Genomic DNA, 16,991 nt, shown 5'->3' with positions numbered 1-16,991 from the left:
TTGATATGCTCCGTTAGGAGCTACCTGTTTGTAGTAAAAAACCAAAAAGCGAGTTTGCTCCGTAGGTGCAACCCCTAATTAGCAGATAATCGCTTTTGTTATTAACGGGTAGCCTCTACGAGGCAAAGGGTATAAATATTTAAGTGCTACAAACAGGTAGCTCCTAACGGAGCATATTACCCTGTTGGTTGCCTTCAAGATATGTACCCGGAAGCTCCCGGGGTATAGGGTTGAGTAAGGTTATCACTCCGATCTTAAACTTTTAACCGGGCTATCAAGGGCTGCCTTAATGGTTTGTATAGCTATTAAAATGGCAGTAACCAAAGTTAAGCCGGCTATGGCTATCATAAAAGGATTAAGGGTAATGGCAATCTTATAGGCATAATCATTAAGCCATTGGTTCATAATTAAATAAGCCACGGGGCAGGCTATTAACCCTGCAATTAATATTACGCCCAAAAACTCCTTCATAAACAAGCTGATGATACCGGCTACTGATGCCCCCAGCACTTTACGGATACCTATCTCCTTAGTACGTTTTTGTATGCTCAATGATATTAAACCTAATACACCAAGCAGCACAATAATAATAGCAAGTATAGTAGCAATATATGATGCCTGCTTCAACTGCAACTCGCTTTGATAAATTTTTGCGAGCGCGTCATCAATAAAGCTATACTCAAACGGGGCGCCGGGTAAAACTTCGGCCCATTTTTTCTGTAGGGCCTGCAGGTTACGTTGCATATTACCAGGCTTTACCTTGATAGAAAAGAAGCGGTAATAGGTTGTATAGTTAACATTAAAAAAGGTAATAGGTTGTATACGGCTCTGCATCGACCCAAAATGGAAATCGGCTGTAACACCACAAATAGTAAAGGGGATATTAACGCCCGGGATCATAATATGTTGACCGATGGCATTTTCAGGGGTCGGGTAACCTAATGCTTTCGATGCTGTTTCGTTAATAACTACCTGGGCGGTATCGGCCACCATAAAAACCGGCTTAAAAAATGTGCCTGCTTTTAGCGGGATATTATAAGTAGCCGCATATTGATTATCTGTAGCCAAATTTTGTGAGGTTATTGCCTGGGCCGGATTTGACCCTTGTTTGTATATGGGCGAATTACCTCCGTTACTACCATCGGGGATCTCCCATGACAACGTTATATTTTTCACCTCAGGCATTTGTGCCAGCTGTTCTTTGATGGATTCCATTTTTTGCACGCCTTTTACAGACCAGTCGCGGGGTAATTGGGCGTAGATCACATAATCGCGATTATAACCCAGATCTTTATTAAAAAACAGGCCTATCTGCTGCGAAATAATAATGGCACCTATAAATACAACAGCAGCTGTGCCAAATTGAAATGCAACCAGCGTTTTGCGGAACAGTACGCTCTCCTTCACCGAATTGAGTTTACCTTTCAGTGAGTCAACCGATTTTAGCGCTGATAATACCAGCGCCGGATAAATACCAGCCAGCACACCAACCAAAAGTGCGAATAAGAAAGGAACAGGTATAAAATACACCGGGAACGAGAAAAGGCCGGTAATTTCCGTACCAAGCACGCTGCTGAAATATGGCCGGGCTATCATGAATATGATAAGTGCCAGCACAGTTGACAACATTACCAATAAAACCGACTCCGTTAAAAACTGCCAGATGAGCTGCTTACGCAAACCACCCAATACCTTACGGATCCCCATCTCTTTCATACGACCCGACGATCGCCCGATACAAATATTTACAAAATTGATGACCGCCATCAGCAATATAAACAGGGCAATGCAACCCAGGGTATATATCATTTTTTTTACCAGGCCTCCACCGGCAATCAAATTATAATCATGAAGTGCCACTACCTGGGTAGTAAGATTTTTACTGATCTGTTCAGGCGCATTTTTTCGGGTTAGCTCCTTTATAGGTTTTTCAAGATCTTTAGGAGTTACTCCTTTTTGTAGTTCAATGTAGTTAACAATGTTTGTATTGTTCCAGCCATCCAGGTTGCGTTTAAAATATTTAGCGGCATTTGCTGTAAAAAAGAAACCTGAATTGATGCCGGCGTTAAGATTAGTTACCGAGTTGCGAGGCGTTTTTGCCAATACACCAGTAATTAAAAAATCGTGTTTTTCGCCGCTAAAACTTTCAAAGTTGAGGGTTTTGCCAATCACCTCGGTACGGCCAAAATATTTTTTAGCCATATCAGTCGTCAACACTACCGAAAAAGGGTCATTCAGCGCGGTGTTCACATCGCCCTGTAATAGCTTAAAACCATACATCCTAAACAGGGTACTGTCGCCAAGTTGCAGGCTTTCGCGAAAATGCATGTCGCCCTTTGATACATTAGTGGTAACGGCATCAAAATGATAATAATTGGCTACCAGATTAGGATAGTTATCCCTTAATGTTTTAGGAAGCTGCGCTATGCTCCCTATTTCGTTACCCATGTTAGGATCTTTCCACTTGCTTAACAGTATATACTGGTTCTCTGAATTTTTAAGCTGGTGGTTTACCTGAAACTCATCCCATATATAAGCACCTATAAGTAAGGCGAACGCGATACCCACCGAAAGACCGAAAATATTGATGAGTGAGAAAACCTTGTTTTTCCAAAGATTTCTCCAGGCAAGTTTGATGTAATTACGCAGCATAGGTTTTTATTTTTAGTACTTATTGATAGGGCCAATATAAAGTACGTTAACATTTTTGATATTCAATATGCGGCTTTACTTATATTAACAAACTTTAACATCATATATAAAAGCCGCAAACGCTAACCCGAACAAGATTTTTACAATAAGCATAGCTGCTTATTACAGTATTACCCCGATATTGATGGATAAACCAATATACCTATCCATCATGATAAAAAAGGCCCTTTATGCTTTAGTAGTGATGCTTTGCCCGTTGATGCTGATGGCACAAACCGGCAAGGTTTATGACAATCTTTCGTTATCCAGTAAAATATTAAAAAGCGACCGCAAGTTTGCCATTTACCTGCCCCCAGATTATGAAACATCGGGCCGCAGTTACCCCGTTTTATACTTACTGCATGGCTCTGGCGACGATCAAACCGGCTGGGTGCAGTTTGGCGAAGTGCTGAACATTACCGACAAGGCTATTAATGCAGGTATGGCCACCCCAATGATCATTGTAATGCCCGATGCCAATACCGGCAGGCGCGGCTATTTTAATGATGTTAAAGGCGACTGGAACTATGAGGATTTCTTTTTTAAGGAGCTGGTACCCTACGTTGAAAAAAAATACCGTGTAAAAGCCGATAAACATTACAGGGCTATCGCCGGGCTTTCTATGGGTGGCGGCGGAAGTTTTGTTTATGCCTTGCATCATCCCGAAATGTTTTCGGCAGCCTGCCCGCTCAGTGCGTCAACCGGTCCGCTTAGTTTGGAGGATGCCAAAACACAGTTAACAAGAAGCAACCCTAACCTCCCCGACTCCGTAATTACTAAGTATTACAACACACACAGTGTGCTATATATGATGAACACGATGCCCGAGGAGCAGAAAAAAGCGGTACGCTGGTTTATTGATGATGGGGATGATGATTTTTTATATGAGGGAAACTGCATGGTACATATTGCTATGCGCAAAAAGGAGATCCCGCATGAGTTCCGGATCCGTGATGGCGCCCATAACTGGACCTACTGGCGCGCATCCTTACCCAACGTACTTGAATTTGTATCGCAAAGTTTTCATCAATATTGATTTGGTTCATTGGTTCAATTGTTCATTGGTTCATTAGTGTTAAATTTAATATGATTGCTAAATCGGGCAAGTTACCAATGAACTAATGAACGAATACCAATGAGCTACTGAACTAATAATAAAAATATGGAACGTCGTAAATTTTTAATAAACACCGCGCTTACCGCAGGCTCTATTGCCTTGTTAGGTAAAAGAAGCTTCGCATCAATATTTGATGACCCTTACCAGTTCAAGCCCCTGCGCAATAACGTGGGTATATTCACCGAAAAGGGCGGCACTATTGCGTGGCTGGTGAATAAGGAAGGCATTGTAGTGGTTGATGCCGAGTTCCCTGAGCAGGCCACGCACCTTATTGGCGAGTTGAAAAAACAATCAGACAAGCCTTTTGAATGGCTCATTAACACCCATCACCACGGCGACCATACCAGCGGTAATATAGCATTTAAAGGTTTGGCGAAAAATGTGGCTGCCCATGCCAATTCGCTTACCAACCAAAAGGCATCTGCCGTTAAACAAAAAACCGAAGACAAGCAGCTATATCCTGATACTACCTATACCGACAACTGGAAAATTAAAGTGGGTGATGAACATATTACCGCGCACTACTTTGGCGCCGGCCATACCAATGGCGATAGTTTTATCCACTTTGAAAATGCCAACGTGGTACACACCGGCGATCTTGTTTTTAACCGCCGCTACCCCTTTGTTGACCGCACAGCCGGTGCATCATGCAAAAGCTGGATAACCACATTGGAACAGGCGCAAAAACACTTTGACAAAAACACGCTGTTTGTATTTGGCCACGCCTTTGATCCGCAAAAAGTAACCGGTAATATAGATGATGTAAAGGCTATGCAGCACTTTATGGAAAGCCTGGTGACCTTTGTGGACAGCAGCATAAAAGCCGGCAAATCAAAAGAAGAGATTGTGGCAGCTAAAGCCATCCCCGGTGTAACCGAATGGCAGGGCGATGGCATTGACCGCGGATTGACAGCAGCTTACGAGGAATTGAGCGCATAGTCGCCAGCCCCCCGGCCCCCTAAAGGGGGACTTTTTGATTGGCTTGGCGAGATTACTCACCCGGCCTATACTCCGCTGGAGAGGGGGAGAAAACTTATCCAGGTGTTATTGTGAGGCACGATGCAATCCCGACTTACAGAGGGGCCTGTAAGCATAAAGATTGCTTCGTACCTCGCAATGACGCTTTTTTATTTTTTTCCCTCTTTCCGCCGCAGGCGAAGAGAGGGATGGCGAGCGAAGCAAAGCCAGGGTGAGCAAGTTGCCACGCTAATCATTATGCTAATCAAAAAACTCCCCCTTTAGGGGGCTGGGGGGCCAGGGGCTAATGCAATACTTTGGGCCGTTCCTTTTTTGCAGGGTTTAAATAATTGTTATCTGTCAGCCAATCGGCCATGCGCTGGGGCCAGGTATTGATAGATTGCAGTTTAGAGCGGTTGCCCATGTTAAAGCCATGATCGCCCTTTGCATACAGATGCAGTTCCACAGGTATTTTGGCGGCACGGTACCTATCCAGTAATTTTACTACAGATGGCGAGCAGCAGGCATCATCATTAGCGGCCAGTAAAAATACCGGCGGCGCATCGGCAGGCAGCACATCAGGGATATATAGCGGGCCCGGGTAAATCTGTATTAAAAAACCGGGTCGGGCATTTAGCCGGTCAATGGGGTCGGGAGCATGCTGATCGCCTTTACCCTCACCATAGGCCACCATATCCACCACCTCGCCACCAGCCGAAAAGCCCATCATGCCTATGCGATTGGTATCCAAACCATATTCGGCGGCTTTACTGCGCACCAGGCGCATGGCACGGTAACCATCCTGCTTGGCATGTACATCAATTTTATAAGGCGAAAGCGTATCGCGACCCAGGCGGTATTTCAGCACAAAAACGGTGATGCCCAGGTTGCTTAAATATTTGGCAGGCTCTACACCTTCGGCAGTGTAAACAAGCAAGCGGTGCCCGCCGCCGGGGCATACTACCACAGCCGCGCCATTTGCCTTACCTGCAGGTGGCGTAAAAACAGTAAGTGATGGGTTATGAATGTTTTTCACCCAGTAATCTTTAGCCTGCTCGGGCTCACTACGGCGGTTCTCAAATCCGGGGGCTCCTTTTGGCCAAAGCGGTATTACCGTGGCATTATCTTGCGCCATTACACCAATTGGCACAATAAAAAGCAACAGATATAGATAAGTGGTTAGTTTTGTTTGCATAGCTAAATTTAGATATTTTTAAATAACAGGCTTATACTTCATATATACATCAGAGCAAAAAAGACATATTAGAAAATGACTGCGGAATTACCTTAAACTTTAACTTAATTGGTATGTTTAATTAATGTCGCTGGTTTCATGAACCATCAACTATAATCCATAAACTAAAAATAAAATCTATGGCAAATTTTCAGGAAATTATAGCATCAGAAACACCCGTACTGGTTGACTTTTCGGCCGAGTGGTGCGGTCCTTGTAAAATGATGCCACCCATACTTAAAGATGTAAAACACGCGCTTGGCGATAAAGTGACCATCCTTAAAATAGATATCGATAAAAACCCATCTGCTGCCAGCGCTTACCGGATACAAAGCGTCCCCACCCTGATGATTTTCCAAAAAGGACAAACCAAATGGCGGCAAAGCGGCGTGGTGCAGGCCAAACAATTACAGCAGGCAGTAGAGCAGTTTATCAGCCCCCTCTAAACGGCGCAGCCATCATGAACACAAAAAATAAATATAATAATGTGAATAATCTCCCCCTGAAAGGGGAGACTTTTGAATGTCCTGCTGCACTTTGAACAGTTTTACTCCCTCTCCTTTGGAGAGGGCTGGGGTGAAGTTATCTGTAAACTGCTAAAACATCCTTTTAAATCAGACGTTTAAATTAAACAGGTATGACATTTGGCTCAACCTATGTAAGTAACTTTAACGTGTCAAATATTAAAGCAATCCTATCATGGCAACTATCGAAAGCATCCAAAGCGCGTATATTGATTATGTATTGACCGAAGGCATACAGCCTAAATCTGTTTACATTTTTGCTAAGCAAAACGAAATGACCGAGGCCGAGTTTTACCAGTTCTTCGGTTCGTTTGAAGCAGTTGAACAAAATATCTGGGCCGATTTTGCCAGGAAAACTTTAACCGAGATCAAATCGCAGGAAGTGTGGGCCCAATATGCCGCCCGCGAAAAAGCATTGTCCTTTTTTTACGGCTTTTTTGAATTGCTTAAAGGCAGCCGAAGCTTTGCGGTGTACACTATCAATAAACAGCCACGGGGATTTTCGACACCACGTGTTTTTGAACAGTTGAAAGATATTTATGAAAACTTTGCCGATGAGATCCTGAAAGAAGGCATTGAATCTGCAGAACTCAGCGATCGCAAATTTTTCAGCAAGCGTTATAAAGATGCGTTGTGGATCCAATTTGTTTTTGTGCTTCACTTCTGGGTAAATGATAACTCTACCGGATTCGAAAAAACAGACGAAGCCATTGAAAAAGGTGTTAACGTAACATTCGACCTGTTTCAGCGTTCGCCTATTGATAATTTGTTTGAGTATGGCAAGTTCCTGGTTAAAAACGGTGGCATTAAAGATAAGATGGGATTTTAAGATTCATGATGGCAGAAAAGAAAAAAGTCTCTCCACAAACCAGTGGAGAAGATTTAGAGGGGGCTCCCGAACAAAATAGCATACCAACCACAAAAGTTCAACGCTCGGCCAAATTCATTACAACAGGTGTAAAAATTGGCGGCAATTATATTAAACATTATTCAAAAAAACTGTTCAACCCGACTATGGACCGGTCGGAGCTGAATGAGGATAATGCCACGGATATTTACCAGTCATTAAGCGAGCTAAAAGGCAGTGCCCTTAAAGTAGCGCAAATGCTCAGCATGGATAAAAACCTGTTGCCGCAGGCTTACGTTGATAAATTCACTCAATCTCAATATAACGCGCCACCGCTTTCGGGGCCGCTTATTGTGCAAACATTTAAAAAATATTTCGGCAAAAATCCCGATCAGATCTTCGATAAGTTCAATATCCGCTCCACCAATGCCGCATCTATAGGTCAGGTTCATGAGGCTGAGTTAAACGGTAAAAAACTGGCAGTAAAGATCCAGTACCCCGGTGTGGCCGATTCCATATCATCAGATCTTAAACTGATCAAACCATTTGCTTTCAGGATGTTGGGCATGAGTGAAAAGGAACTGGATATTTATATGCGCGAGGTAGAGGAACGCCTGCTGGAAGAAACCGATTACGAACTGGAAGTTCGCCGCTCCATCGAATTCTCAACCGCATGTGCCGATCTGAACCATGTTGTTTTCCCTAAATATTACCCAGAACTATCCAGCAAACGCATCATCACTATGGACTGGCTCGATGGTAAACACCTGCGCGAGTTTCTGGCCACCAACCCCTCGCAGGAACTACGCAACCAGATTGGTCAAGCCTTATGGGATTTTTATAATTTTCAACAGCATGAACTGCGCGCCGTACATGCCGATCCGCATCCAGGCAATTTTATGATCACACCCGAGGGCAACCTGGGCGTAATTGATTTTGGCTGCATCAAAGAAATGCCCGAAGAGTTTTATTACCCCTTCTTCTCGCTCACCTCCACCAATCTGCTTGACAATAAGGAAGAAACCATCAAGGCTTTCCGTCAACTGGAAATGATATTACCAAATGATAGTCCGGCTCAAATTGAGTTTTTTTATAGTCAATATAAGGAAATGATAGAGCTGTTTGCCATGCCTTACATCAACAACCATTTTGATTTCAGCAAAACAACATTTTTTGACCAGCTCTACAAATTTGGCGAAAGACTATCAAAAATGCCCGAGTTTAAACACGCCCGCGGCGTAAAGCATTTTATCTATGTGAACCGCACAAACTTTGGCCTGTATAATATACTGCACGAGTTAAAGGCCGATGTTAAAACAGATACCTTTAAGCCGCATGTGGTGCTGGAGTATTAAACCTCGCGTTCATTTTGACAGGCATAGGTTTGTGGATGCTCACCCGTTTTTATAAAAGAAAAAACCCTGCATTATTTGGCGCGATAAAATCATAAAAATATGATAGCATTTTCGGTAAACATTTCTATTTTTGCCAAACATTAAATAACAGTACAATGGAGTCAATACAAAATGCTAATTCAGAGAAACATTATAAATTATTGGTTGTAGCTATCGTTATAGGCATAACAGGTGTTTTCATTCGTTTTGCCGGTGATGAAAATTCAACCTACTTTTCATGGATAGCTAACATTTTATTGGCTTTAGGCGTGGCTGTAGGCTTAAGGGCTGTTTTCAAGATCATCGATTAAGTATATATAAAGTTTTCAAGATATAAAAGCGCGCTGGTATTCCGGTGCGCTTTTTTTTGTCCCCCCAGCCCCCTAAACGGGGAACTTTTGAATTGCAATATTCAATTTGAGCCTTCGCTCGGCTCCAGCCCACAAGTGTTCAGAAGAATAAAAAGAAAGCTTGGGCTTAGTGCGATTCCTTCCTTGGGGAAGGGGGAGGTAGAGGTTTATTGAGCATTACAGGTTTAATCGCACGTAGAAACCCCTCCCTCCCACTACATAATCCACCTCACCCCTCCCAAGGGAGGGAATATATATTGCAATTTCAATCTTCCGAGCACTTCTGGACTGGAGCCGAGCGACGGCTTGAGAATTAAGCGAAAATAATGCGAAGCCCACTAATCAAAAGCTCCTCCTTTAGGGGGTTGGGGCCTCTACTTCGGCCTGTATTTCGATAAATTTAATATCTTTTGCGCATCCTTATCGGCCATCAACTGTGGCAGGGTAACTTCGGGGTGTTTGTCCATATACTCCCGCACAATTTGCCAGCCTGTCCATATCGCCAGTTTTGGTGCCGATTCATTTCTCTCGCCCAGACCGGGGGTAAACGGTGCTTCGGTGAGGAATTTCTGAATTTTGGGATAATCAGTTTCGTACAGCAGGTTTTCCTCTAAAAAATAGCCCCATATTTTTGCTTTAAAATCACCGCACCATTTTAGCTGTTCTGTGGTATAACCAATTTTGGTGGTATCGGCAACATCAGGTAGTATACGGTCCATAAAATACATGATCTTACCGTTATAAATCATTTTGGCAAGTAATGATCTGTCATTATCATCCTCAGGGAACATATCCTCGCGGGCGATACCCTCCACCACGCGGGGGGTAATATTATCAGGGGTAAAATGTCTTGATAAATAATGTGGAAACGCATTGGTTAAGGAAGGGTAAAACCTGGAATTGGCGCCCAGAAAAAGATCAAGTCCTACGGCAAAGTAACCATCGCCAATGGAGGTTTGCGCCTGGAAACCTGAAAGATAAGCATACACCTTAGGTAGTTTTTTTTGCGGATAATAATACTTAATGTATTTAAAAGCCTCGGTAAGGCTGGCATTCTGCGCATCCATGTTGGGGTAGGCGGCATCCACATCATGTTTCAGGTCAATGTATGCTTTGCCCTTGAAAACTTGGCGCAGGGTTTTAAAATAGGCCGTATCATTGGCATTGCCGGCCTGTAGTATATGATTTATAAAATCACTGTAAAAAACGCCATATTTTTTTTGCAGGTAAGCGACTTGCATGTTCATGGGTTTGCTGCGCATGTCATCAAAGTCACGGTCAAACCGCTCTATCTTAACATCTACATTAATATGACTTATATCAATTTTTTTGTTGTGTCCGCAGGCTGCTAATATCAGGCTGATAGAAAAAATTAAGTAAATTTGCTTTGCTTTATACCGGGTAGCTACCATGTTTATCCTTTGAGCAAAAATAATTTTTATTTGCATTAATACGTTACTAAACTATTCATGAAACCATCGGGAGTTAAACACGACTTACGATAGCTTCATCGCTTTAAAACAAATATAATTGATGAAAATTGCATTAGCCCAGCTTAACTATCATATAGGTAATTTCGAATCGAACACAGCCAAAATTATTGATCATATACACAAGGCAAAGCAAAACGGCGCCGACCTGGTAGTATTTGCCGAATTATGCGTTTGCGGTTACCCCGCGCGTGATTTCCTGGAGTTTGACGAGTTTATTGGCCTGTGCGAAGAATCGGCAAAAAAAATAGCTGCAGAGTGTATTGACATTGCCAGTATTATAGGTTTGCCCACCTTTAACCATAAAGATGAAGGTAAAGACCTGAGCAACTCGGCCTATTTCATTGAGAATGGCAAGGTAAAAGCTATGGTAAACAAGGCCTTGTTACCAAATTATGATGTGTTTGATGAGTACCGTTATTTTGAACCATCAACCGAGTTTAGCTGCATTGAGTTTAAGGGTAAAAAAATCGCGCTTACCATTTGCGAGGATCTATGGAACACCATTGAAAACCCACTGTACGTAACCCGTCCAATGGATAGCCTGATCCACCAGCAGCCTGATGTGATGATCAATATAGCGGCATCGCCTTTTTCTTATAATCACGATGAGGAGCGTATTGCCATTTTAAGCGATAATGCCAGTCGCTACAAACTCCCCCTGCTATACGTAAACCATGTTGGTGCGCAAACAGAACTGATATTTGACGGCGGATCACTGATTTTTGACAATACAGGCAAGTTGATAGATGAGCTGCCATATTTTGAAGAGAATATGGCTTATTACACTTTAAATGATGATGACACCATCAGCTTTGAACATACCCCTACCCTTAAAACCGAACGCCCGGGTGATATTGAACAAATACACCAGGGGATCTTATTAGGCATACGTGATTATTTTTATAAATCAGGTTTTAAGCAGGCCATATTAGGTTTATCAGGAGGTATCGATTCGGCCGTGGTATGTGCCCTGGCTGCTGAGGCGCTGGGTCCCGAAAATGTAATGGCAGTACTGCTGCCTTCGCGTTTCTCCAGCGACCACTCCTTAAAGGATGCCGAAGACCTGGTGAAAAATCTGGGTTGCAAAAGCGAAACTATAGCCATAAAAAACATTACTGATGCAATTGAAACAGCCTTGCACCCGCAGTTTCATAACCTGCCGTTTAACTTAGCCGAGGAGAATATACAATCGCGCAGCAGGGCTGTATTGCTGATGGCGATGTGTAATAAGTTTGGGTATATTTTATTAAACACCAGTAATAAAAGTGAGGCCGCTGTAGGTTACGGCACTTTATATGGCGATATGTGCGGCGGCATATCTGTAATAGGCGATGTATATAAAACCCAGGTGTTTGAACTTGCCCGGTATATAAACCGCGATCAGGAAATCATCCCGGTAAACTCTATCATTAAACCACCATCGGCTGAGTTAAGGCCCGGGCAAAAGGATACCGACTCCTTACCTGAATATGATATTTTAGATAAGATACTGGCCGAGTACATAGAGAACCGTTGCTCATCAACAAAGATCATTAAAATGGGTTATGATGAACAAACCGTTAAGCGCACAATAAGGCTTATAAACCTTGCCGAGCATAAACGCTACCAAACCCCGCCAATCCTGAGGGTATCACCCAAAGCTTTTGGCATGGGCCGCAGGATGCCTATTGTGGGTAAATACCTGTCATAGCGCAAGTATCAAATAATTAGTATCAAGTATCAGGACAGCTCCGTTTACCTTAATAAGCCTTCAAAAATCTTGCTACCAGATACTAATTACTTGATACTTGTTTTCATAAAAATGCCTATATTTCAAGGCCATGAATAAACTTTGCACAGCAATTTGTGTTTGCTTTTTATTGCTGAGTACAGCAGCCTTAACCTTTGCCCAGCAACCCCTTGTAAGCGAGGCTAAACGTGCAGCATTAGTTAATCTTTCCACCCAATCCAGAAACTCATATCAGGCCAGTCGCAAGCAGGCTTTAGCACTGGCGGCAAGCAAGGGATGGCGGATACAACGCCGTTCAAAAAATGGCAACCTGATATCGTTACAGGGCTTAAATACCATGGGTTTCCCAGTGTATCTCATCACCCATAATAATACTACGTCGGCAGCTACAACAGGCACCAATGCGGTACAACCCGGTGGATCGCTTGGACTAAGCCTATCAGGTTCCAGTACCTCTTTAAATAACAAATTAGCTATATGGGACGGCGGTTCGGTATATACGGCTCACCAGGAGTTTGCCGGCAAAAATATAACTATTAAGGATGCCGGTTCAGTACTTGACCATACTACGCATGTGGCCGGCACCATGATAGCCAAAGGCGTGTATGCACCAGCTAAAGGTATGGCCTTTAATGCAGCCACCCTGCAATCATATGATTTTGATAACGATGTATCTGAGATGAGCGCGGCGGCATCGGGCCTGCTGTTATCCAATCACTCTTATGGCGACGAGGCCGGATGGAATTTTAATGATACGGATAACCGCTGGGAGTGGTTTGGCCTGCCTGGCGACTCGGTTGATTATACCTTCGGATTTTATGACCCCCGCGCGCAATCATGGGATAAGATTGCGAACAATGCACCATATTACCTCATCGTTGAATCGGCAGGTAACAGCCGCTCCAGCAACGGCCCGGCCATAGGCACAGATTATTATGGTTACAAAAGCCGTACCGATCAAACAATGGTTAATAAAGGCCCCAGGCTGGCTGGTATCAGTGATAATAATGGTTACGATGTCATCAGCACAACGGGCAATGCCAAAAATGTACTTACAGTTGGTGCAGTAAATCCATTACCTTTTGGGCCCAGCAAGGGCCAGAGTATAAGCAGTGCCTTTTTTAGCAGTTGGGGACCTACTGATGATGGCCGTATTAAGCCGGATATTGTGGGTAATGGGGTAAATGTATTATCTGTTGGAGTTGATAACCCTACAGCATATCTTACCCTGTCGGGCACATCTATGGCTGCGCCAAATATTACGGGCTCCTTATATTTATTGCAGGAGTATTATGCGCAAAAAAACGGGGGTAACTTTATGCGTGCGGCCACATTAAAGGGACTGGTATGCCAAACCGCCTTTGATGCCGGTAATGTTGGCCCCGATTATGTTTATGGATGGGGCTTGCTGGATACTAAAAAAGCGGCACAGGCCATAACTGATAACGGAACAAAAAGCATCATCAGCGAAAACACGCTGCAACAGGGTCAAAAGCAAACCTTTAATATAATAGCATCAGGCAATAATGTACTGGCCGCAACCATTTCATGGACAGACCCTGAATCAACCCCAACTACCGATGGTGTGATCAATAGCCGTACCCCTAAATTGATCAATGACCTGGATATAAAGATCAGTGATGGTACTACCACTTATAACGCGTGGGTGCTAAACCCAGGCAGTCCGGCTTCGGCAGCAACAACCGGCGATAACATTAGGGATAATATCGAACAGGTTTATATTACTAACACTACGCCGGGTAAAGCCTATACCATCACCGTATCACATAAAGGCACTTTAAAATCAGGCTCGCAGCCATATTCGCTTATTGTTACCGGTACAGGCGGTACAGCTTATTGCGCGTCAGCTCCCGTTTCAAATGCCGATTCGCGCATAAATAACCTTAAACTGTCAAACATCAACAACACACCGGCGGCAGGCTGTAAAAGCTATTCGGACTATACTAATTTAACTGTTCAGCTGGAACAGGCAAAAACCTATCCCTTAAGCATAACATTAGGTACATGCGGCGGCAACTTTAATAAAGCCGCCAGGATATTTATTGACTGGAATGGTAACGGCGTTTTTGATAAAGATGAGTTAGCGGCTACAACCGGTGTTATTAACGCCACCGGTACTTACACCGCCAATATAAAAGTACCGGGTTCAGTAGTCCCTGATAACTATAGTTTGATGCGGGTAGTATTAACAGAAACAAGCGATACGGCAACTATACAAGCCTGCGGCACCTACAGTAAAGGCGAAACACAGGATTACCGGGTTCAGTTTTTGCAAACAAGTATTGATGCCGGTGTAGTGGCCATTGTAAGCCCTGGTTCAAGCGGTTCATGCTCGGCAAGTACGCCTGTTACTATCAGGCTTAAAAATTTTGGCAGCGCTGCCATCCGCAATATACCCGTTACGGTTACTATTACCGCGCCCGATAATACCAAAACTACCTACACTGAAACCTATACCGGAACGCTGCAACCGCTGATTGAGGATAATTTTACTTTTAGTCAAGAGTTTAACGCATTGGCCGGTGCAACTTATACCATATCGGCTACCAGTAATTTAGCCAGTGACCCGGTTAGCGCAAATAATACAGTAACAGCTACCGCAGTGATCAATACTCCGGCTGTCATTGGTGCCCTTAGTGCCTATTATTGTACCGATAGTAAACAATACCTGCTATCGGGCAGCGGCGATGGTACATTGCTATGGTATCAAAACAGTACTGATGTTATTCCCATAGCTTATGGTTCGCCTGCAATTACGGCACAGGCACCTATAAATAATACCTACTATGCTGGTATAAACGATTTTAAAGGTACTGTAGGGCCTGCCACAAAAAACGTTTTTACAGCGGGGGGCTATAATCAATTTACACCTGAGGTAAATGTGAGCACCAAAATACCGGTGATTATTCAAAGCGCGCGCTTATATATTGGTTATCCGGGTAAAATAACCTTTAATGTGAACAACAGTAATGGGCAAACCGTATCCAGCACTACTATTGACGCACAGGCCACCCGCACCAACCCTCAACCGGGTGAACAAGCTGATGATGCCAATGACAAAGGAATGGTTTATGATCTTAACCTGGAATTACCGGCAGCGGGCAACTATACTATATCAGCTGAGTTTGATGCTACAGCTACCATTTATCGTAATAATGGCGGTGTAAAAGGCTATCCATTTAAAATAGGCGATATATTCAGTATAAGCGGTAACAACGCTGCCCCTGATGACCCAACGGATACCGCCTATTACAAGAACTTTTATTATTATTTTTATGATATGAAGGTGCAAAGCTTAGGCTGCGCATCGGCTGCCAGGCAGGCGGTTAGTTTAACCAAACCAATTGTTACACAAACCGCAAACACCTTAAATTCCAGCTTTGCAACGGGTAACCAATGGTTATTAAATGGTAATGTTATAAGTGGTGCCACCGCTGCTACGTTTGATCCTTTGCAAAGCGGCAATTACCAGGTGGCGGTTACTTTAGCAAGCGGGTGCCTGGCCATGTCTGATATTTATACATACGCACGTACGGTTGAAAATGCCGGTAATGCAACTGATATTGGTTTGGCGGTGTTCCCCGTTCCGACAAGCAGCCGGCTTAATGTGGTTTTTGCAGCCAAAGCCGCCGGCGATCTGAAGCTATCGCTTGTTAATTCACTTGGGCAAAGCGTTTATCTTGACAATCAAAGTGTACCGCAAGGTAATTTCAGTAAGGTAATAGATGTTACCGGGCAAATTCCAGGCGTGTATGTGTTAAAAGTATTGCTGGGGCAAAAAGTATATGCCCGTAAAATAATCATCAGCAGGTAAAAACCTCACCCCAACCCCTCTCCAAAGGAGAAGGTCTTTAAAACAAAAAGTCTTTCCTAAAAAGGGAAGACTTTTTGTTCAAGCATATCAATACGCCATGCAAATCAAGGCTTTCAGCTTTAAGCTTTCGGCCTTTAGCTTTATTAAAACGTATATTTCAATCCAAGTCCGGGTGCAATATCAAAAAATGGCCCTCTTGCCAGTTCAAGCCGTGGGTTAAGGTCAAGGCTCATAGCTATTGGGGCTTCGGGTATTTTATATTCAAGACCCAAAGTGGCATCCGCCCCTATTAAAATATGTTTGCCGTTATAATATTCATCATCGCCGCCAATGCGTTTATAATAACCGCCGCGGCCTATTGATCCAAGGTGACCACCAAAACCGTAGTAAAAGTTCAGATTGTCGACGTTAAAGGCCTGTTGATGTATTTCATATAAGCCGGTGATCACCACGCCATGATCGCGGATACCGATGATACCTTCGAGCGCGGTGCTTTTATCCATGAAATATTTTATAGAAGGCCCAACTTCATATGCGCCAAATTTTACTCCGACAGCTGTTTTATAATCTTGTGCCTGTGAGCGTTTACCTATTAATAAGAACGAAACCGATAAAAATAAAATGTAAGCTAATTTTTTCATGTAGTGATTTTAAGTTAATGAATTTAATCATGTATTACCATGACACATAAGTTATACGCTTGCTTAACCGCGTTTTAGCCTATATGTTTCATGCAAATAAACGGCAGATTTGAAATTTTATGGCATTTTAATTAAAAAACTATCTTTAAAAATTTCCATCGTATTGATTTTCAGCTTAA

The 16,991-nt window shown here is 43.3% G+C and carries 12 protein-coding genes; 8 read left to right on the top strand and 4 right to left on the bottom strand.

Annotated elements, in window-relative coordinates; genetic code table 11:
• Window positions 1–243 precede the first annotated feature (243 nt).
• Window positions 244–2,652 carry an ABC transporter permease gene (locus M2273_RS24235; protein WP_429400366.1) on the bottom strand — a complete coding sequence of 803 codons (2,409 nt, stop codon included), beginning with the start codon at window positions 2,650–2,652 and terminating at the stop codon, window positions 244–246.
• Between the two features lie 184 nt (window positions 2,653–2,836).
• Here M2273_RS24235 and M2273_RS24230 point away from each other — a divergent pair, with 184 nt between their 5' ends.
• Both M2273_RS24230 and M2273_RS24225 read left to right on the top strand, forming a co-directional pair.
• Window positions 2,837–3,727 carry an alpha/beta hydrolase gene (locus M2273_RS24230; protein ID WP_429400365.1) on the top strand — a complete coding sequence of 297 codons (891 nt, stop codon included), beginning with the start codon at window positions 2,837–2,839 and terminating at the stop codon, window positions 3,725–3,727.
• 126 nt (window positions 3,728–3,853) lie between these two features.
• Window positions 3,854–4,747, top strand: coding sequence for an MBL fold metallo-hydrolase (locus M2273_RS24225; RefSeq protein ID WP_429400364.1), 894 nt, complete (start codon window positions 3,854–3,856; stop codon window positions 4,745–4,747).
• Window positions 4,748–5,069: 322 nt separating this feature from the next.
• Here the strand turns inward: M2273_RS24225 and M2273_RS24220 are convergent, their stop codons facing one another.
• Window positions 5,070–5,960: an alpha/beta hydrolase gene (locus tag M2273_RS24220; protein WP_429400363.1), complete on the bottom strand. Its 891-nt coding sequence runs from the start codon at window positions 5,958–5,960 to the stop codon at window positions 5,070–5,072.
• Window positions 5,961–6,139: 179 nt separating this feature from the next.
• On the opposite strand from M2273_RS24220, the gene trxA reads away from it, so the two are divergent.
• From trxA to M2273_RS24200, 4 genes are all read left to right on the top strand, one after another.
• Complete coding sequence (gene trxA / locus M2273_RS24215; protein WP_429400362.1) at window positions 6,140–6,445, top strand: thioredoxin; 306 nt, start codon at window positions 6,140–6,142, stop codon at window positions 6,443–6,445.
• A 253-nt stretch (window positions 6,446–6,698) separates the two neighbouring features.
• The gene (locus tag M2273_RS24210) at window positions 6,699–7,352 is read left to right on the top strand and encodes a TetR family transcriptional regulator C-terminal domain-containing protein (RefSeq protein ID WP_429400361.1); all 654 of its coding nucleotides are present in this window, start codon (window positions 6,699–6,701) and stop codon (window positions 7,350–7,352) included.
• A gap of 5 nt (window positions 7,353–7,357) precedes the next feature.
• Complete coding sequence (locus M2273_RS24205) at window positions 7,358–8,725, top strand: ABC1 kinase family protein (RefSeq protein ID WP_429400360.1); 1,368 nt, start codon at window positions 7,358–7,360, stop codon at window positions 8,723–8,725.
• Window positions 8,726–8,880: 155 nt separating this feature from the next.
• Window positions 8,881–9,075, top strand: a complete 195-nt coding sequence (locus M2273_RS24200; RefSeq protein ID WP_429400359.1) for a hypothetical protein — start codon at window positions 8,881–8,883, stop codon at window positions 9,073–9,075.
• Between the two features lie 413 nt (window positions 9,076–9,488).
• On the opposite strand, the gene gldB is transcribed toward M2273_RS24200, so the two are convergent.
• The gene (gene gldB, locus M2273_RS24195; RefSeq protein ID WP_429400358.1) at window positions 9,489–10,562 is read right to left on the bottom strand and encodes a gliding motility lipoprotein GldB; all 1,074 of its coding nucleotides are present in this window, start codon (window positions 10,560–10,562) and stop codon (window positions 9,489–9,491) included.
• Between the two features lie 85 nt (window positions 10,563–10,647).
• Between gldB and M2273_RS24190 the strand changes: the two genes are divergently transcribed.
• A complete protein-coding gene (locus tag M2273_RS24190; RefSeq protein ID WP_429400357.1) occupies window positions 10,648–12,297 on the top strand; it encodes an NAD+ synthase in 1,650 nt (549 codons plus the stop codon).
• A gap of 130 nt (window positions 12,298–12,427) precedes the next feature.
• Entirely contained in the window at window positions 12,428–16,171 is a 3,744-nt protein-coding gene (locus M2273_RS24185) for a S8 family serine peptidase (protein ID WP_429400356.1), read from the top strand.
• A 143-nt stretch (window positions 16,172–16,314) separates the two neighbouring features.
• Here the strand turns inward: M2273_RS24185 and M2273_RS24180 are convergent, their stop codons facing one another.
• The gene (locus M2273_RS24180; protein WP_429400355.1) at window positions 16,315–16,812 is read right to left on the bottom strand and encodes a hypothetical protein; all 498 of its coding nucleotides are present in this window, start codon (window positions 16,810–16,812) and stop codon (window positions 16,315–16,317) included.
• Window positions 16,813–16,991: the final 179 nt, after the last annotated feature.

It is taken from the genome of Mucilaginibacter lappiensis (assembly GCF_050433765.1).
Classification (GTDB): Bacteria; Bacteroidota; Bacteroidia; order Sphingobacteriales; family Sphingobacteriaceae; genus Mucilaginibacter; species Mucilaginibacter lappiensis_A.
The sequence above is the reverse complement of the archived record's forward strand: the minus strand, read 5'-3'. Positions and strand labels throughout refer to the sequence as shown.